This is a genomic window from Phenylobacterium sp. FG114, assembly GCF_057809855.1.
The window spans coordinates 32593-49542 of the sequence record NZ_JBMDKU010000001.1; the positions used below are offsets into that span (position 1 = coordinate 32593).

Genomic DNA, 16950 nt, shown 5'->3' on the forward strand with positions numbered 1-16950 from the left:
GGGTTCGGCAAGGTCTCTCCGGCGGCCATGGACGCGGCCGTCGCTATCTAGGATAAGCGCGGCCCTCAGCGGCGCAAGCTGCGCACACAAGAACCCAAGACGAGATGCGCCCCTCCGAACGCACCCCCGACCTGCTTCGCCCGATCACGCTCGAGACGGGGGTCACCCGCTATGCCGAGGGCTCCTGCCTGATCACCGCCGGCCACACCAAGGTTCTGGTGACCGCCAGCCTGGAAGAGGGCGTCCCGGGCTTCCTGCGCGGCAAGGGCCAGGGCTGGGTCACCGCCGAGTATGGCATGCTGCCGCGGGCCACCCACACGCGGGGCCGCCGTGAAGCCGCGCAGGGCAAGCAGAGCGGGCGCACCCAGGAGATCCAGCGCCTGATCGGCCGCTCCATGCGCGCCGTGATCGACCTGAAGGCCCTGGGCGAGCGCCAGATCACCCTCGATTGCGACGTGCTTCAGGCCGACGGCGGCACCCGCACTGCATCGATCACCGGCGCCTGGGTCGCCTTGCGGCTGGCCACCAAGTACCTGCTGGACGAGGGCCTCATCACCACCGACCCGATCCTCGACCAGGTGGCCGCGGTGAGCTGCGGCATCTTCTCGGGTACGCCGGTGCTGGACCTCGACTACGAGGAGGACTCCAACGCCGAGGCCGACGCCAATTTCGTCCTGACGGGATCGGGCGACATCGTCGAGATCCAGGCCACGGGCGAGAAGCGCGGCTTCAGCCAGGCCGAGTTCGAGGCCCTGTTCTCCCTGGCCCGCAAGGGCATCGGCGAACTCTGCGAGCTGCAGCGGGCGGCGACGGGCTCCTAGTGTCCTTCTCCCCCTGCGGGAGAAGGTGTCGCCCGCAGGGTGACGGATGAGGGGTCGCGCCAACCTCTCCACCTGAAACGACGAAGGGGTCGCCGGACAACGCCGTGCGACCCCTCATCCGTCGGCTGACGCCGACACCTTCTCCCGCAGGGGGAGAAGGAGCGTTCGTCGTGGATCAGAAGAACACGTTGAAGCGCATCGCCGAAGCCGGCAGGCGCTCGAGTTCGCGCGCCAGCGGGGCGAACATCGCGTCGAGGAACTTTTCGAACAGGGCGACCATCTGCGTCACTCCTTTTTGTGCAATGCAGCGTAGCTGGGCATATGGCCCCGCTCCTCGGGGAAATCAAGTATTTCTCCCGTTAGTGAATATAATTGCGCTGCAATGCCGCACGACCTGCGTTGCGGTGCAACCACGGTGGAGCTGTTGCAGAGCCCGTGCAGACCGGGGACGCTCGCTGCAACCAGGGGAGAATGCGCGTGCCGGCCACTACCAACCGCACCAGTGTCGAGGATCTGAACCGCGCCAATGTGGGCAAGCTTCCCGGACACCTCGGCCTGACGATCACCGAGGTGGAGCCGGGCCGCGTCGTCGGCAGGCTCCCCGTTCGGACCGATCTCGTCGCCCACACGGGGTTCCTGCTGGCCGGCGCGGTACTGTCTGTGGCCGACATCCTCTGCGCCTATGGTGTCTCCACCGCCTGGCCCGAGGGGGCGAGCGGCTTCACCACCGCCGAGGTGAAGTGCAACTTCACCGGCACCCTGCGCGGGGGCGAGGCGGTCTGCACCGCAACCCTGCTGCACGGCGGACGCACAACCCAGGTGTGGGACGCTCGGATGGAGGATGCGGCCACGGGCAAGCTGATGGCCGCTTTCCGCTGCACTCAGGTGATCCTCTATCCGCGGAGCTGAAGCCTATTCGTCCTCGTCGTCGATATAGCCATCGTCGGGGCCGGCCTCGTAGACAAGCAGGTCGCCCGGCTGGCAGTCCAGCTCGCGGCACAGGGCCGCCAGGGTCGAGAACCGCACGGCGCGCGCCTTGCCGGTCTTCAGGATCGAGAGGTTGGCGATGGTCACGCCCACGCGGTCGGCCAGCTCGGTGAGCGACATCCGCCGCTCCAGCAGCACGCGATCGAGGCTTACACGGATCGGCATCGGGCGGCCTTAGATGGTGAGCTCGGCTTCGCGGCGCAGGCGGGCGCCTTCGCGGAACACTTCCGCGAGCACGAAGACCACGAGGACGGAGAACCAGGGCGTCAGGCTCATGCTGGGCTCGATCCGGTTGACGCCCGGCAGCAGCCAGGCGCTGAGCGCCCAGAAGGCATAGCGGCCCAGCTCCAGGCCAGCGAGCATCAGGCCCATCAGGCGCAGGCGCGCCACATTGTCGGGGTGGAAGGGGTCGCCGGCGGTCAGGGTCATGAAGATCCGCCGCAGCGAACCCACGATGACCAGGACGCCCGCCAGGTAGAGCGCGGCGGCCAAAAGGCCGCTGGTGATGGAAGGACCTTTCGACGCCAGTTCGCCCAGCGCGCTGTCCCTGGCGATCGCGCCGGGGTCGGTGGCTTGGGTCAGGTTGGCGAGGAGGTCGGGATTGAAGCTCAGCAGCAGCGCCGCGAGCGTGATCAGGGAAAGGGCGACGACGCCGATCCAGAGGGCTGCGAAGACGACATCCAGGATGATCTTCAGAAAGCTCGAAACCGAGCCCGGACCCAAGGCGCGCATGCCTGCTAGCTCCCCCGCGTGGTCGTCTGGATCCGCCGCGGCGTGGCCGAGTGGGCCAAGCCCGGGGCGGATCGGACGAACCTCATAAACTCCGGTTCCGAGTCTTAGAGGAAGGCGGCGCGGGCGGCGATGCTGAGGATCGGCATGGCGGCCAGGACGACCACGAACATCATGGCGGCGCGGTCGAGTTGGTTCATCACATTGGCGGACATTTTGGTTCTCCTAGTTTGTGCTGCGCTGCAGCAATTTGTGTGCCAGGACCCGATGTCCTGATGTGATTATCGATACGCCCACATCGATTTTCGATCACGTGAATATCGAGTAACGATATTAAACTTTCGCAATGCAACAGAGCGCGGCGGGGGTAATGTCCCGGCGCAATCACCGCGGAGTTAACGATGGCCCTGAAGCTCGAGCCCGGCGCCCGGCTGGTGGTCGCGACCCACAACCCCGGCAAGGCGCGCGAGTTGGCCGAAATCCTGGACGGACGGTTCGAGCTGGTCGCCGCCGGCGAACTGGGCCTGTCGGAGCCCGACGAAACCGAGACCACCTTCGTCGGCAACGCGCTGCTGAAGGCCCGGGCGGCCGCCGACGCCTCGGGGATGATCGCGCTGGCGGACGACTCCGGCCTCTCAGTGAAGGCGCTGGACGGCGCGCCCGGCATCTTCTCGGCGCGATGGGCCGGGCCGGACAAGGACTTCGCCATGGCCATGCGCAAGGTCGAGGAACGGCTGGAGGAGGTCGGCGCCGACGACGCCTCGGCCTGGTTCACCTCCGCCCTGGCTGTCGCCTGGCCCCACGGCCCGGCCGTGGTCGTCGAGGGCCGCGTGGATGGCGTGCTCACCTTCCCGCCGCGCGGCGACAAGGGCTTCGGCTACGACCCCATCTTCCAGCCTGAAGGCCACGACCTCACCTTCGGCGAGATGGCCCCCGTCACCAAGGACGGCATGAGCCACCGCGCCCGCGCCTTCGTGAAACTCAAGGCCGCCCTGCTTTGATCACCCCTCTCGGGGTCTACGTCCACTGGCCCTACTGCGCGAAGATCTGCCCGTACTGCGATTTCAACGTCTTCAGGGCCAAGGGGCGCGAGGCCGAGGCCGCGGACCTGGCCCGCGCCATCGTCGCCGACCTGGAAGCCCAGCGGGCGCTGACCGGCCCCCGCGAACTGGTCTCGGTCTTCTTCGGCGGCGGCACGCCCTCGCTGATCGATCCGGCCTGGGCGGCCGAGATCGTGGCAACGGCGCGCCGCCTCTGGACGCCCGCCGGCGACCTTGAGGTCAGCCTGGAGGCCAATCCCACCGACGCCGAGGCCGATCGCTTCGCCGCCCTGGCTGCCGCCGGCGTCACGCGCCTGTCGCTGGGCCTGCAGTCCCTGGACGATGCGGCGCTGAAGTTCCTGGGCCGTAACCACGGCGCCGACGAGGGCCGCCGCGCCGCCGAGACCGCCGCCCGGATCTTCCCGCGCCTGTCGCTGGACCTGATCTACGCGCTGCCGGGCCAGGCGCCGGACGCGTGGGCCGACGAGCTGCGCGCCGCCGTGGCCTTGGGCGCCGAACACGTCTCGCCCTACCAGCTCACCATCGAGCAAGGCACCGCCTTCGACCGCGCGGTCCGGCGCAAGGTGTTCACGCCCCCCGTCGAGGACCTCGCCGCCGACCTCTACGACACCACCCAGGCTGTGCTGGAGGCGGAGGGCTTCCATGCCTACGAGGTCTCCAACCACGCCCGGGGCGAGGCCGCCCGATCGCGCCACAACCTCGTCTACTGGCGGGGCTGGGACTATGTGGGCGCGGGTCCGGGCGCGCACGGCCGCCTGACGGTGGACGGCGCCCGCACCGCCACCCAGGCCGCCGAGCGCCCCGCGGACTACATCCGCCGGGTCGGCGACACCGGGCTCGGTTTCGCCAGCCGCGAGAGGCTGTCGCCGGTCGAAGCCGCCGAGGAACGCGTGCTTCTGGGCATGCGGATCGAAGCCGGCGTCCCGTTCGCCGAACTCGCCGCCCTCGACCTGTCGCCCGGCCATCCAACGGTGCGTCGGCTCGTCGGCCTCGGCCTCATTGCCGACGACCCGCTGCGCCTGCTCGCCACGGCGGCGGGCCGCCTCGTGCTCAACCGCCTCACCGCCGAGCTGGCCACCGCCTAGGCTGCGACCGGCAGCCAGATCTCGAAACCGCCCTCGCCCGACACCGGATCGAAGGTGTCGGGATAGCGCTCGAAGAACGGCGCGTCGGCCAAGGTCACGCCCGACTTTGGCGCCCATTCGCCCCAGACGGTCCGCCACACGGAGCGGATCTCGGTGATGTGCCCGGCGTGGCGCCAGACGGCATAGCGCCCGGCCGGCACGCGCAGGCGATTGAGCTCGTCGGGAAGCTCCCCGAAGTCCGCCACCTCGACCGCCGTGAGGTAGTCGGTGGTGCGCTCGTCGTCGCCGTTCCAGACAACGCCGTAGGTGACGCCGCCCTTCTGGGCCGGCACATGGCCGATCCAGGGGCCGAAGCGCTGCCACTGGTTCGGGATCGCGGCCATGTTGCCGTCCCTGTAGTGCTCGACCAGGCCGGCGAGCAGCAACGGGCCGGCGTCGAGGTAGCGCGGCGGTCCAATGTCGAGGATCTGGGTGTCGTCCAAGGTGATCGGCTCCACGAGTTCGAGGTTCGAGACGCAGCCTCGGCCGCGCGCCTGCTCGGGCGTGACGCCGAACTGGTCGCGGAAGGCGCGGGTGAACGCTTCGTGAGAGCCGTAGCCGGCCTCGAGAGCCACCGAGAGGATGTCGGGCGCCCCGGCCGCCAGCGCACGCGCCGCCTCGGTGAGGCGCCGCGCGCGGACATAGCGCATGACCGAGCGGCCGGTGACCTGGCCGAAGGCGCGGACCATGTGGTGGCGGGACAGGCCCGCCACGTCGGCCACGTCGTCGAGGGTGATCTCCTCGCCGAGATGGCCTTCCACGAACCAGATCGCCTTCTGGACGGAGTCCATGACCGCTCCCACGAAACACGCCGCCGTTGTGGGCCGTGGGCAACCTAGCCGCTTGATCGCTGTTGCGCTTGCAACTTGCCTTTGTGCGCCGGAGCGGCGAACCCTCCGCCCCATGGCCCGCGCCCTGCCCACCCCCGCGCTCGACGACGCCCCGCTGGCGCCGGGCCTCTATGTCGTGGCCACGCCCATCGGGAACCTGCGCGACATCACCCTGCGGGCGCTGGACGTGCTGAACCAGGCCGACCTGGTGCTGGCCGAGGACACGCGGGTGTCGGGCAAGCTGCTCAGCGCGTTCGGCATCAAGGCGAGGATGGAACGGCACGACGAGCACGCCGCCGAGCGCGTGCGGCCCAAGGTGATGGCCGCCCTCGCCGCAGGCCAGCGGGTGGCCATTGTCTCCGACGCCGGCACGCCGTTGATCTCCGACCCGGGCTACCGGCTGGTGCGCGAGGCGGCCGAGGCCGGCCACCGTGTCTATCCGATCCCCGGCGCGTCGGCCCTGTTGGCGGGCCTCTCCGCGGCCGGCCTGCCGACCGACCGCTTCCTGTTCGTGGGCTTTCCGCCTGCGAAGAGCGCGGCGCGGCGCACTTTCCTGGAAGAGTTCGCCGGCGTGCGCGCCACTCTGGTGCTCTTCGAAGGCGGCTCACGCCTGGCCGACAGCCTGGCCGACATGGCCGCTGTGCTGGGCCCGGACCGTGAGGCCGTGGTCTGCCGCGAGCTCACCAAGCTCTACGAGACCTTCTACCGCGGGACGCTGGCCAGCCTGGCCGCCGATCCCAAACTGGACGCGCCGAAGGGCGAGATCGTCATCCTCGTGGCGCCCGGCCGCGAGGTGGAGGCCACCGCCGCGGACGCCGACGCCGCGCTGCGGGACGCCCTGGGCCGGCTGAAGCCCGCCGACGCCGCAGCCGAGGTGGCCAAGGCGCTGGGCCTGCCGCGCCGCGACCTCTACCGGCGCGCCCTGGAGCTCAAGCGTTGAACGTCCGCGTCGCCCGTGGCGCGGCGGCGCGGCTGTCGGGTCGGCGCGCCGAGGCCTGGGCGGCGGCGTGGCTGATGGCCAAGGGCTACCGCATCCTGGGCTTCCGGCTGAAGACGCCGCAGGCCGAGATCGACCTCCTGGCCAAACGCGGGCAAGTGCTGGCCGTGGTGGAGGTGAAGAGCCGCACCAGCCTGGAACTCGCGCTGGAAACCGTGACTTTAGACCAGCGGGACCGTTTGCGCCGGGCTGGCGCGGCGCTTGCAGCCAACCGGCCGGGACTGTCGTCCTGCGCCGTGCGCCTGGACCTGCTGGCTCTCGCGCCGGGGCGGCTTCCTAGGCATATTCCGGACGCCTGGAAGGGCGGTTGAGGGACGGATGGACCGGGACGAGGCTGAAAGCATCCTGTCGGGAGCCGGGAGCGCCGCCGAGGGCGAGTTCCCGCTGCTGGAGGCTGCCATCGCCTGCGCCATCCACGAGGAGCCCGCGCGCGACCCCGGTGCGGCGCGCGAGATGGCCGCCATCGCCGTGGAGCGCCTGTCCGAGCGGCTGAAGCGCGAGAGCCCCGAGGAGGCCATCGCCGAGACCATGGCCGGCGACCTGGGCCTGTCGGGCGATCTCTTCACCATCGAGGATCCCGACAACGCCGACGTCATCTCGGTGGCGGGCCGCCGCAAGGGCTTGGCCGTCACGCTCGGCCTCTTCTACCTGCACGCCGCTCGCCGCTGCGGGATCACGCTGCAGGGGGTCGATTTCCCGGGCCATTTCCTGCTGCGCATCGAAACCGACGAGGGCCCGCTGGCCCTGGACCCGTTCTCCGAGGGCCGGGTGGTGCTGCCGTCCGAACTGACGCGACGCGCCCTGCACGCCGGCCTGACCCCGAACGTCGCCGACCGGCTGGACCGCCTGATGGCGCCCGTCAGCGACCGCGCCGTCCTGCTGCGGCTGCAGAACATCGTCTACGCCAACGCCAGCGCCTACGGCGACTTCGCCCGCGCCGAGCGCGCCGCCTTGCGCCGGGCCCTGCTGGACCCCACCGACCATCGCCCCTGGCTCGACGTCGCCGCCGCCCGCGAGGGGCAAGGCGCGCTGGCCGGCGCGCTGGAGGCCCTGCAACGCGCCACGGCCCTGGACGGCGGCGCGGCCCTGGCCGCCCGCGCCCAACGCGAGCGGGTCCGGCTGCGGCTGAACTAGCCCGATCCGTCGACGAGCGGCGGTTGCATCGAAGCCCCCTGCTCGCCCAAAGTGCCCTCCGCGAATCGGCAGGCGGGACTCTCGGCGGACGAAGATGGTCTTCAGTTCGATCATCTTCATCTTCTACTTCCTGCCGGTCTTCCTGCTCGGCTACTACCTCTCGGGCTGGCGCACGGCCGCCCTGCTGACGGGCAGCGTAGCCTTCTACGTCTGGGGCGAGGGCCCCTACATCTTCCTCCTGGCCGCCCTCATCCTCGCGAACTACGCGGGCTCGCGCGTGCTGGCCGCCAGCGAGAGCATCGGACGGCGCAGGGCCTGGCTGACCGGCCTGATCGTCCTCGACCTCAGCGTCCTGGCGATCTTCAAGTATGCCGCCTTCCTGGCCCACAACCTCAACGTCATGCTGCCGGGCGCGCCCCTGCCCGAAATCCATCTGGCGCTGCCCTTGGGGATCTCGTTCTTCACCTTCCAGCTCATCAGCTACGTGGCCGACGTCTACTGGCGGCGCGTGGAGTCGGAACCCAGCCTGACCCGGTTCGCGGCCTATATCCTGATGTTCCCGCACCTGATCGCCGGCCCGATCGTGCGTTTCGCCAACATCGCGGAAGAGCTGCACGCCGACCGGCGCAAGACCGGGCGCATCGGCCTGGGCGTGCAGTACTTCATCGTCGGCCTCTGCCAGAAGGTCCTGGTGGCCAACAGCGTGGCGCCCCTGGCCGACCACGCCTTCAACCTGAACCCCGCACTGCTCGATCCGGCGAGCGCCTGGCTGGGCGCGCTGGCCTATTCGCTGCAGATCTATTTCGACTTCTGCGGCTATTCGAACATGGCGATCGGCCTGGCCTTCATGCTGGGCTTCACGTTCCCGAAGAACTTCGACCATCCCTATGCCAGCCGCTCGATCACCGAGTTCTGGCGGCGCTGGCACATCTCGCTGTCGTCGTGGTTCCGGGACTACGTCTACATCCCGCTGGGCGGCAATCGGGAAGGCCAGCTCAAGACGGTGCGCAACCTGCTGGTGGTCTTCCTGCTCACCGGCATCTGGCACGGGGCGGCCTGGACCTTCGTCCTGTGGGGCCTCTACCACGGGGCGTTCCTGCTGATCGAACGCTTCGGCCTGGGCCGCCTGCTGGACGCGGCGCCGAGGTTCGTCGGCCACGCCTACGCCCTGCTGGCGGTGATGATCGGCTGGGTGCTGTTCCGCGCCGAGACCCTGCCCAAGGCCATCGAATACCTGACCGTCATGGCCGGGGTCGGCGGGACCCCGCGCATGCCCGCCGCCACCTTCGTCCTGCTGGACGCGCAGATGCTGGGCGCCATCGCCGCCGGCCTGGTCTTCGCGGTCCCCACCCTGCCCTGGCTGCTCGACCGCCTGCGCACGCCGAAGCTCGATCCGGCCCACACGCTGGAGCGCCGCCTCGACACCCAGGGCGTCCACGTCCTTTCGACCCCCGTCCTGATCACCGGCCTGGTGCTCAGCATCGCCATCCTGGCGGGGACCACCCTCAACCCCTTCCTCTACTTCCGGTTCTGAATGGCCGACGCCCGCCGCGCACACTGGGGACGCCTGATCGCCGCGACCGTCGCGGTGCTCGCGGCTGCGTTCGTGCTGCCCCACGTCGTGCCGAAGCCCGATCTGCAGGAGAACCGCACCCTCGCGCCAAAGCCGGCATGGCCGTCGGGTCCGGGCGGCCTCACCGCCTTCCGCAAGGCCACCGACGCCTATGTGGCCGACCACTTCCCGCCTCGCACCCAACTCATCGCCGCCGTGAACCGCCTGCGGATGGCGTTCGGCGTCAGCGGCTCGCCCAAGGTCGTGGTCGGCCGCGACAACTGGCTGTTCAGCGACCCCGGCAACCAGCTGGGCGCCGCGCGTGGCGACCCGCCGATGGACGACCCAGCTGCCCGCGCCTGGCTGGACGCCCTGGCCGGCCGCACCGCGGCGATGCGCGCGCAGGGCCGCGCCTACGTCGTATTGGTCCCGCCGGTGAAGGAGACGGTCTATCCGGCCAACACGCCGGGCTGGTTCAAGCTCGACGTCAACCGGCCGGCCGTGACGCTCTCGCGCCTGGCCGGCGCCTCGGGCGCGGGGACGGTCGTCTACCCCCATACGCCGCTCGAGCAGCAGCGGCGGTGGGGCCTGCACGTCTACGACCGCTACGACAGCCACTGGACCGGCCTGGGCGCCTACCAGGGCTACGCGGCGTTCATGCGCAGTCTGCAGGCCCAAGGCCTCACCGAGGGGCCGCGGCCCTTGGAGAGCTTCGCCGAAGTCGGTGAGGTGAGTCCCGGGGGCGTGCCGCGCGACCTGGCGCTGATGCTGGGCGTGGCCAGCTTCGTCAAACCCGACTTCCCGCAGATCGAGGACCCGTCGACGGCGCAGTCCGTGCGCATCACCCACCTCGACGCCAAGGCCGACTGGACGGGCCTGCGCCTCATCGAGACCGGCCAGACCGGCAAGCCCGTGCTGCTGATTACCCTGGACTCGTTCTCCAACGCGCTGATGCCGTACCTGTACGGCCACTTCAGCCGCATCATCGCCGCCCACAATCAGGACGGCTTCTGGCGGCCTGACCTGGTCGAGCGGTTCCAGCCTGACATCGTCGCCATGGAGGTTCTGGAGAATGGCCTGCTGGTCTCCATGGGCGAGGCGCCCCCCGCGCCGCCCGAGGCGCAGGCGCGCATCGCCCAGGCCGTGGCGCAACGCAGCCGCTACATCGTCCGCCAGACGGCCCGCTACGAGGGCAAGCGCAACATGTTCGGCGGCGGCGAGGACGACGATGTCCTGAAGGGCACGAACGCGCCCGACGACATCCAGGGGCGGATGGGCGACGACACCCTCAGCGGGCTGCGCGGCGACGACATGCTGCGCGGCGGGCGCGGCCGCGACTCGCTGGACGGCGGGGCCGGCGCCGACTGGCTCTCGGGCGGCCGCGACGACGACGTCCTGCGCGGCGGCGGCGGGGCCGACATCTTCAACAGCTTCGCGGACGCCGGCGCCGACACCGTCGTCGACTTCAACGCCCAGGAGGGCGACCGCGTCGAGATCGACCTGGGCGTCGCCTACACGGTCCACCAGGACGGGCCGGACACGGTCGTGGAGATGCAGGGCGCGAAGTTGGTGCTGAAGGGCGTGAAGGCCGCCGACCTGCCGCCGGGCTGGATTCGCAACCGCTAGCTTCGCTGGCGCCGGGCCTCCGGACGCCCTATGTCGGCGGGACCCGAAGACGAAGGATCGCCGCATGTCCCTGAAGGTCGCAGTCCAGATGGACCCCATCGAGGGGATCAACATCGAAGGCGACACGACCTTCCTGATGATGGAATCCGCCCAGGCGAGGGGGCATTCGCTGTTCGTCTACCTGACCGACTCCCTCGCCATGGAGGACGGCCGGGTGTTCGCGCGCGGCCGCGACGTCGAGGTCCAGCGAGTGAGGGGCGACCACTTCAAGGCCGGTCCGGTTCGGCGCGTCGAGCTGACCGAGTTCGACGCGGTCCTGATGCGCCAGGACCCGCCGTTCGACATGCACTACATCGACGCCACCTTCTTCCTGGAGGCGATCCACCCGAAGACCCTGGTGGTGAACCATCCCGTCGAGGTGCGCAGCGCGCCCGAAAAGCTGTTCGTCACCAAGTTCCCCGGCCTGCAGCCGCCCACCCTGATCACCTGGGACCGCGAGGCGATCCGCGACTTCCGCGCGCGGCACGGGGACATCGTGCTTAAACCGCTGAACGGCCGCGGCGGCTCGGGCGTGACCCGCCACCTTCAGGACGACCCCAACCTTGACTCGTTGCTCGAGATCCACGCCGAGCTCGGCCGCGAGCCGGTGATCGTGCAGAAATTCCTGCCGTCGGTGACCAAGGGCGACAAGCGCATCCTGCTGGTCGACGGCGAGCCGGTCGGCGCCATCAACCGCGTGCCGGCCAAGGGCCAGATCCGCTCGAACCTCGCCGTCGGCGGCGAGGCGCAGCCCGTCGAACTGACCGCCCGCGACCGCGAGATCTGCGCCGCCATCGGCCCCGAGCTGAAGGCCCGCGGCCTGATCTTCGTGGGCATCGACGTGATCGGCGACCACCTCACCGAGATCAACGTCACGTCGCCAACAGGGGCAGTGGCCTTGAAGCGCTTCACCGGAATCGACGCCACGGACGTGATGTGGGGGCGGATCGAGGCCCTGCGCGCAACGGCTTAGGTTGTTGTCGAAGAGACGTCCGGAAGTTACGGAAACGTCTTACTTTCCCCGTAGGTTCGTTTTTTGTTCTTGATCTGAGCTCGACCGTATGCTGGGTTGTGGATAACTTTCGCCTGGATTCAAGGGGTTGCGGGGATGTCGGCGCGCGTGGTGACCCTGGCCTTCCGGGGGGTGGAGGCCGTACGGGTCGACGTCCAGGTCCAGTTCACCGGCGGCGAGCAGAAGTTCTTCCTCGTCGGCATGGGCGACAAGGCGGTCTCGGAAAGCCGCGAGCGGGTGCGGGCCGCGTTCCAGGGCATGGGCCTGGCGCTGCCGGCGCGCCGGATCATCGCCAACCTAGCGCCCGCCGACCTCCCGAAGGAGGGCAGCCACTACGACCTGCCCATCGCGCTGGCGATCATGGCCGCCATGGGGATCATTCCGCCCGACGCGCTGGAAGACTGGGCGGCGGTGGGCGAGCTGGCGTTGGACGGGCGCATCACGCCGGTGGCCGGCGCCCTGCCCGCGGCCGTGGCGGCAGGCGGGCTGGGGCTGGGCCTCATCTGTCCCGAGGCGTGCGGACCCGAGGCCGCGTGGGCCGGCGACACCCGCGTGCTGGCGGCGCCGTCGCTGATCGCGCTGGTGAACCACTTTCCGCGGCACGCAGATCCTGTCGCAGCCCAAGGCCGGCGACATGCTGGACGGCGAGCGCGTGCCCGACCTGCGCGACGTGAAGGGCCAGGAGAACGCCAAGCGCGCGCTGGAGATCGCGGCGGCCGGCGGCCACAACCTGTGCTTCGTCGGCCCGCCGGGCTCGGGCAAGTCGATGATGGCCGCGCGCCTGCCCGGCCTGCTGCCGCCGTTGACGCCGGCCGAGCTGCTTGAGACGTCCATGGTGCACTCGGTGGCCGGCCTGATCGCCAAGGGCCAGCTCAGCCGGGCGCGGCCGTTCCGCAGCCCCCACCACTCCGCCAGTATGGCGGCGCTGACCGGCGGCGGACTGAAGGCCAAGCCCGGCGAGGTCAGCCTGGCGCACAACGGCGTCCTCTTCCTCGACGAACTGCCCGAGTTCGGCGCCCAGGCCCTGGACAGCCTGCGCCAGCCGCTGGAGACGGGAGAGGTCGTGGTCGCCCGCGCCAACGCCCACATCCGCTATCCCGCCCGCTTCCAGCTGGTGGCGGCGATGAACCCCTGCCGCTGTGGCCATGGCGGCGCGGGTCGCGGCGCCTGCGGCCGGGCCCCGCGCTGCCAGACCGATTACCAGGCGCGTATCTCAGGCCCACTGATGGATCGCATCGACCTGCAGATCGAGGTTCCGCCGGTCACTGCCGCCGATATGGCGCTGCCCGCGCCGGCCGAAGGCACGGCCGAGGCCTCGGCGCGGGTCCTGGCCGCCCGCGCGCTGCAGGCCGAGCGCGCGGCGGGGGCAGATGGCGCGCCCCTCAACGCCCAGGCGGAGGGCGACTTCCTGGAAGCGATCGCCGACCTCGACCCGCCGGCCCGCGCCCTGCTCTCGCGGGCGGCGGAGCAGGGTGGCCTCTCTGCCCGCGGCTGGACGCGCACCCTGCGGCTGGCCCGCACCATTGCCGATCTGGAGGGGTCAGGCGCCGTGCGCCGGGTCCATGTCGCCGAGGCGCTGATCTACCGGCGCGTGGCGCCCGGGACCTCGTTGGGCTCGTCGGCCTCGATTTCGGCGTAGCGCCGCGGGGCGGTCCAGGCGCCGTAGCCGATGGCGGCGATCGCCAGATACCCCCAGATGATTCCCGCCGTCTGATAGGCCCACCCCGTGACAGCGGCGTCGAGCGCCCTCGCCACGTGGGTCACCACGGCGAGCAACTGGAAGGCCGCCGAAAACAGCGGCCAGTGCCGGTCGGCCCGCAGGGCGATCAGCACGAACATCCCGAAAAGGAGAAGGTCGATGATGAACACCGCCCACTGGGTTTCGGCGTTCCTGGCCTGGAAGACGACCAGCGTGAGCGCCCAGGCGGCGAGGTAGGCTCCCGCAGCCAGCCGTTCCATGTCGCGGCCCCGCCATGCGGCGATGGCGCAGACGGCCATGAGGGCCGTCGGCCAGACGAACGGCGGAAGCTGGTATGACGCCAAAGAAACGGCCCCCGGAATCGCCGAGGGCCGCACTTTGGCAGACGCAACTGAGAGTTGGAACCTCGGTGCTTAGGATGCGATGCGCAGGTTCCGCATGCGGACGCGGGTAGTTTCCACGCCTTCCGGCGCTGGCTTCTCACCGCCCTCGCCCGCCATCTTCACGGCGCCCAGGCCGATCTGGCCTTGCACGACGCTGAGCTCCTTGTGGGTCTCGACGATCGCGCGGCGGGCCTCGGCCAGGGCCATGATGGCCTGGCTGGCGCGCTCGACGGCGTCCTGGCCGATCAGGGCCGAGGCGCCGGCGGCCTTGCGCAGCGCCGGCATGGCGCCGGCGAGCATGGCAGTCTTCTGCAGGGCCGCGTCGATCGCGGTTTCGGCTTCGAACAGGGCGCCGGCGACTTGCTCGGCGGCCATGCGGCGTTCTTTGAGCATGAGTTCTCTCCATGCGCGGCGGGGACCTCGCCGCGCGTTAAGTTTCGCGTAACAGGGTTTCTTGGCCGTTCAGGCCTTTAGTAAACTTGCCGCCAGATCGTTCAGGTAATGCAGCCCCGCCAACATCCCGCCGAAAGCGAGGACCGTGACGATGGCGATGCCGACGATCGCGCCGAGTCTGAGCGCGGGGCTCAGTTCGTTTCTGCGGCTCCAGCCTCGGGCTCGCCCTTGAAGTTCTCGTCCAAGAGAACCCAGGTCAGGCAGAGGATTTCCCGAAGCACCATCTCGGGCGGCTTGAAGGGCGCCAGTTTCCGCGTAGCCGAAACCAAGTGCCGCGCCATGTCCGCCTGCGTCGGCGTCGCCGAAAGATCGACGAGCTGCCGCTCGAGCTGCGTCCAGGAGAAGCCGGGAAGGAGTTCCTCCCTCTTCGCCAGGGCCGGCCAGCGCGCTTCGAAGTCGTCGATCTCCCGGCGAAGGCGGATCGCCCTCCCAATCACGGCTCGGTTCTCGAAGTTCGGTTGCTGGCCCATCGGACGCCTCATCTGTTGCCCGCTCATCGGGCCAGTTGGGCGCGTCACTGTCTGTCCTGATCGCGTCTTGTCCTGATACGATCAGGACAGGCTTGATCTCCACGTCGCGCAGGAGCTTCGCCGCCTGGAAGCGGTCGTCCACGCCCAGCTTGCGACGGGCCCGGTCGCAGTAGGTGTCCACCGAAGTCTTGGACATGCCCAGTTCGCGGGCGATCTGCTTCGAACTCAAATGCTGATCCACGAGTCGCAGGCACTCGCGCTCGCGTTGAGTCAAAAGCTCTACAGGGTTCATGACGCCCCCCCGAAGCGCACTAACGACCTTGTGCCACAGTAAACGACGGCTTTGGGGTTACGTCTACTTAACCGCGTAGAAAACGCTGTTTCGCGTTGTTTTGTAGCAAGTCCGGCGGCGCGCTTGACTGACCGTTAAGCCGTTGCCGGTAAGCGTCGCCACCCATGCGCAGACCGTCTCGCCCCCTGTCCGAGCGCCGCCCGAACCGCGCGCAGATCAGCGCGGAACAGCTCGCGTCGCTGAGCCATGAATTCCGCACGCCGCTGAATGGCGTGCTCGGCATGGCGCGTCTGTTGGAAGGCACCAAGCTCACCGCCGAGCAACGCGCCTATGTCACCGCGCTTCACGACAGCGGCCAGCACCTGCTGGCCCTGGTCAACGACGTGCTCGACTACGCCAAGCTGGGGGCAGGCCGCGTGGAGCTGCATCCGGCGCCGATGTCGGTCGAGGACCTGCTGCGCGGTGTGGCCGAGCTGCTGTCGCCGCGAGCGCGCGAAAAGAACATCGAGATCAGCTGGGCCGCGCCTGCCACGCCGGCGACGGTGAGCGCCGACGAAGGCCGCCTGCGCCAGATCCTGCTCAATTTCGCGGGCAACGCCGTCAAATTCACCGAAACGGGCGGCGTCCTGATCGTTGCGACCGCGCCGCAGCCAGGCCGGCTGCGTTTCCGCGTCGAGGACACCGGCCCCGGCGTGTCGCAGCAGGATCGTGAACGCATCTTCGAGGACTTCGCGCAGGCCGACCAGGCGCACGCCGACCTCGGCGGCGCGGGTCTTGGCCTCGCCATCGCGCGGCGGCTGGCGCGCGCCATGGGCGGCGAGGTCGGCGTCGACACCGCCCCCGGCGGCGGCGCCTGCTTCTGGTTCGAGGCCGCCTTCCCGGTTCTGCCCGCCGCGATCCCCGCCCTGGCGCTGCAGGGCCGCACCGTCGGCGTGGCCTCGCCCAACCCCGTGGTCCGCGAAGCCGCCCAGTTGCAGATCGAGGCCTGCGGCGGCGAGGTGGTCGCCACGGCCGCCCTGCCCGAGGCCATCGCCCGGACCCGGCCCGGCGACGTGATCCTGGTCGACGCCAGCCTGGCCAGCCCGAATGGCGCGCTCCGCCCGCCGCTGCAACGCCCCGCCATCGTGCTGGTGGCCCCCGACGAGCGTGAGCGGATCGCCCGCTATCGGCGCGCCGGCTTCGCGGGCTACCTGATCAAGCCGCTGCGCCGCGCCTCGCTGGCCGAGCGCGTGCTGATCGCGGCCGGCGCCGCCGCCGATCCGAGCCAGCCGGCCCAGGTCGACGAGCGCGTGGCCACGGCTGCCGCGCCAGGCGCCCGCGTGCTGCTGGTCGAGGACAACCCCATCAACGCCCTGCTCGCCAAGGCCCTGCTGGGCCGCGAAGGCTGCGAGGTCGAACATGCCGTCAGCGGCGCCGACGCCCTGACCGCGACCCAGGCCGAGGTCTTCGACCTCATCCTGATGGACATGCGCATGCCGGGCCTGTCGGGCGAGGAAACCGCGCGCCAGCTGCGAACCAGCGGCGTGAAGACCCCGATCGTGGCCCTGACCGCCAACGCCTTCGAGGACGACCGCCACGCCTGCCTCGCCGCCGGCATGGACGACTTCCTGGTCAAGCCGCTGTCGCCCGACGCGCTGCGGGCCGCGCTCACGCGCTGGGCCCGGCCCAACTTTACGAAGCCCGCGGCGCGCGCCAAGGTCGGCTGATCGCGCGCTCCCCGGGAGCGCTGATCTCCCGGAGA

17 protein-coding genes and 1 pseudogene are annotated in these 16950 nt (G+C 70.1%); 12 read left to right on the forward strand and 6 right to left on the reverse strand.

Annotation, left to right across the window (positions count from 1 at the left end; all coding sequences use genetic code 11):
- Positions 1-104: 104 nt before the first annotated feature.
- Positions 105-821 (forward strand): ribonuclease PH, encoded by a 717-nt coding sequence (gene rph / locus ACODSY_RS00170; protein ID WP_488949599.1) that lies wholly within the window; start codon positions 105-107, stop codon positions 819-821.
- Positions 822-1298: 477 nt separating this feature from the next.
- On the forward strand, positions 1299-1730 hold the full coding sequence (locus ACODSY_RS00175) for a PaaI family thioesterase (RefSeq protein ID WP_488949600.1): 432 nt from the start codon (positions 1299-1301) through the stop codon (positions 1728-1730).
- A 3-nt stretch (positions 1731-1733) separates the two neighbouring features.
- On the opposite strand, the gene ACODSY_RS00180 is transcribed toward ACODSY_RS00175, so the two are convergent.
- Both ACODSY_RS00180 and ACODSY_RS00185 read right to left on the reverse strand, forming a co-directional pair.
- Positions 1734-1973: a helix-turn-helix domain-containing protein gene (locus ACODSY_RS00180; RefSeq protein WP_488949601.1), complete on the reverse strand. Its 240-nt coding sequence runs from the start codon at positions 1971-1973 to the stop codon at positions 1734-1736.
- 9 nt (positions 1974-1982) lie between these two features.
- Positions 1983-2540, reverse strand: coding sequence for a DUF2975 domain-containing protein (locus ACODSY_RS00185; protein WP_488949602.1), 558 nt, complete (start codon positions 2538-2540; stop codon positions 1983-1985).
- 398 nt (positions 2541-2938) lie between these two features.
- Here ACODSY_RS00185 and rdgB point away from each other — a divergent pair, with 398 nt between their 5' ends.
- Both rdgB and hemW read left to right on the forward strand, forming a co-directional pair.
- The gene (gene rdgB, locus ACODSY_RS00190; RefSeq protein WP_488949603.1) at positions 2939-3538 is read left to right on the forward strand and encodes an RdgB/HAM1 family non-canonical purine NTP pyrophosphatase; all 600 of its coding nucleotides are present in this window, start codon (positions 2939-2941) and stop codon (positions 3536-3538) included.
- On the forward strand, positions 3535-4683 hold the full coding sequence (gene hemW / locus ACODSY_RS00195; RefSeq protein ID WP_488949604.1) for a radical SAM family heme chaperone HemW: 1149 nt from the start codon (positions 3535-3537) through the stop codon (positions 4681-4683). The genes rdgB and hemW overlap by 4 nt, the downstream gene beginning before the upstream one ends.
- Here hemW and ACODSY_RS00200 read toward each other — a convergent pair.
- The gene (locus ACODSY_RS00200) at positions 4680-5513 is read right to left on the reverse strand and encodes an AraC family transcriptional regulator (RefSeq protein ID WP_488949605.1); all 834 of its coding nucleotides are present in this window, start codon (positions 5511-5513) and stop codon (positions 4680-4682) included. The genes hemW and ACODSY_RS00200 overlap by 4 nt on opposite strands.
- A 112-nt stretch (positions 5514-5625) precedes the next feature.
- On the opposite strand from ACODSY_RS00200, the gene rsmI reads away from it, so the two are divergent.
- The 7 genes and pseudogenes from rsmI (at position 5626) to ACODSY_RS00235 (ending at position 13551) form a co-directional block, all read left to right on the forward strand.
- Positions 5626-6492: a 16S rRNA (cytidine(1402)-2'-O)-methyltransferase gene (gene rsmI / locus ACODSY_RS00205; RefSeq protein ID WP_488949606.1), complete on the forward strand. Its 867-nt coding sequence runs from the start codon at positions 5626-5628 to the stop codon at positions 6490-6492.
- Positions 6489-6860 carry a YraN family protein gene (locus ACODSY_RS00210; RefSeq protein ID WP_488949607.1) on the forward strand — a complete coding sequence of 124 codons (372 nt, stop codon included), beginning with the start codon at positions 6489-6491 and terminating at the stop codon, positions 6858-6860. Before rsmI ends, ACODSY_RS00210 begins: the two co-directional genes overlap by 4 nt.
- A 7-nt stretch (positions 6861-6867) precedes the next feature.
- Positions 6868-7683, forward strand: coding sequence for a transglutaminase family protein (locus ACODSY_RS00215; protein ID WP_488949608.1), 816 nt, complete (start codon positions 6868-6870; stop codon positions 7681-7683).
- 94 nt (positions 7684-7777) lie between these two features.
- Entirely contained in the window at positions 7778-9217 is a 1440-nt protein-coding gene (locus ACODSY_RS00220; protein WP_488949609.1) for an MBOAT family O-acyltransferase, read from the forward strand.
- Complete coding sequence (locus tag ACODSY_RS00225; protein WP_488949610.1) at positions 9218-10861, forward strand: alginate O-acetyltransferase AlgX-related protein; 1644 nt, start codon at positions 9218-9220, stop codon at positions 10859-10861.
- 64 nt (positions 10862-10925) lie between these two features.
- Positions 10926-11873: a glutathione synthase gene (gene gshB / locus ACODSY_RS00230; protein WP_488949611.1), complete on the forward strand. Its 948-nt coding sequence runs from the start codon at positions 10926-10928 to the stop codon at positions 11871-11873.
- 135 nt (positions 11874-12008) lie between these two features.
- Positions 12009-13551: pseudogene (locus tag ACODSY_RS00235) on the forward strand (YifB family Mg chelatase-like AAA ATPase).
- Here the strand turns inward: ACODSY_RS00235 and ACODSY_RS00240 are convergent.
- The 3 genes from ACODSY_RS00240 to ACODSY_RS00250 all read right to left on the reverse strand — a co-directional run bounded on the left by ACODSY_RS00240 (position 13494) and on the right by ACODSY_RS00250 (position 15209).
- Positions 13494-13955 (reverse strand): hypothetical protein, encoded by a 462-nt coding sequence (locus tag ACODSY_RS00240; protein WP_488949612.1) that lies wholly within the window; start codon positions 13953-13955, stop codon positions 13494-13496. The pseudogene ACODSY_RS00235 and the gene ACODSY_RS00240 sit on opposite strands and share 58 nt — an antisense overlap.
- 69 nt (positions 13956-14024) lie before the next feature.
- Positions 14025-14387: a hypothetical protein gene (locus ACODSY_RS00245; RefSeq protein ID WP_488949613.1), complete on the reverse strand. Its 363-nt coding sequence runs from the start codon at positions 14385-14387 to the stop codon at positions 14025-14027.
- Positions 14388-14456: 69 nt separating this feature from the next.
- Entirely contained in the window at positions 14457-15209 is a 753-nt protein-coding gene (locus tag ACODSY_RS00250; protein WP_488949614.1) for a response regulator transcription factor, read from the reverse strand.
- A gap of 164 nt (positions 15210-15373) precedes the next feature.
- On the opposite strand from ACODSY_RS00250, the gene ACODSY_RS00255 reads away from it, so the two are divergent.
- The gene (locus tag ACODSY_RS00255; RefSeq protein ID WP_488949615.1) at positions 15374-16915 is read left to right on the forward strand and encodes a response regulator; all 1542 of its coding nucleotides are present in this window, start codon (positions 15374-15376) and stop codon (positions 16913-16915) included.
- Positions 16916-16950: the final 35 nt, after the last annotated feature.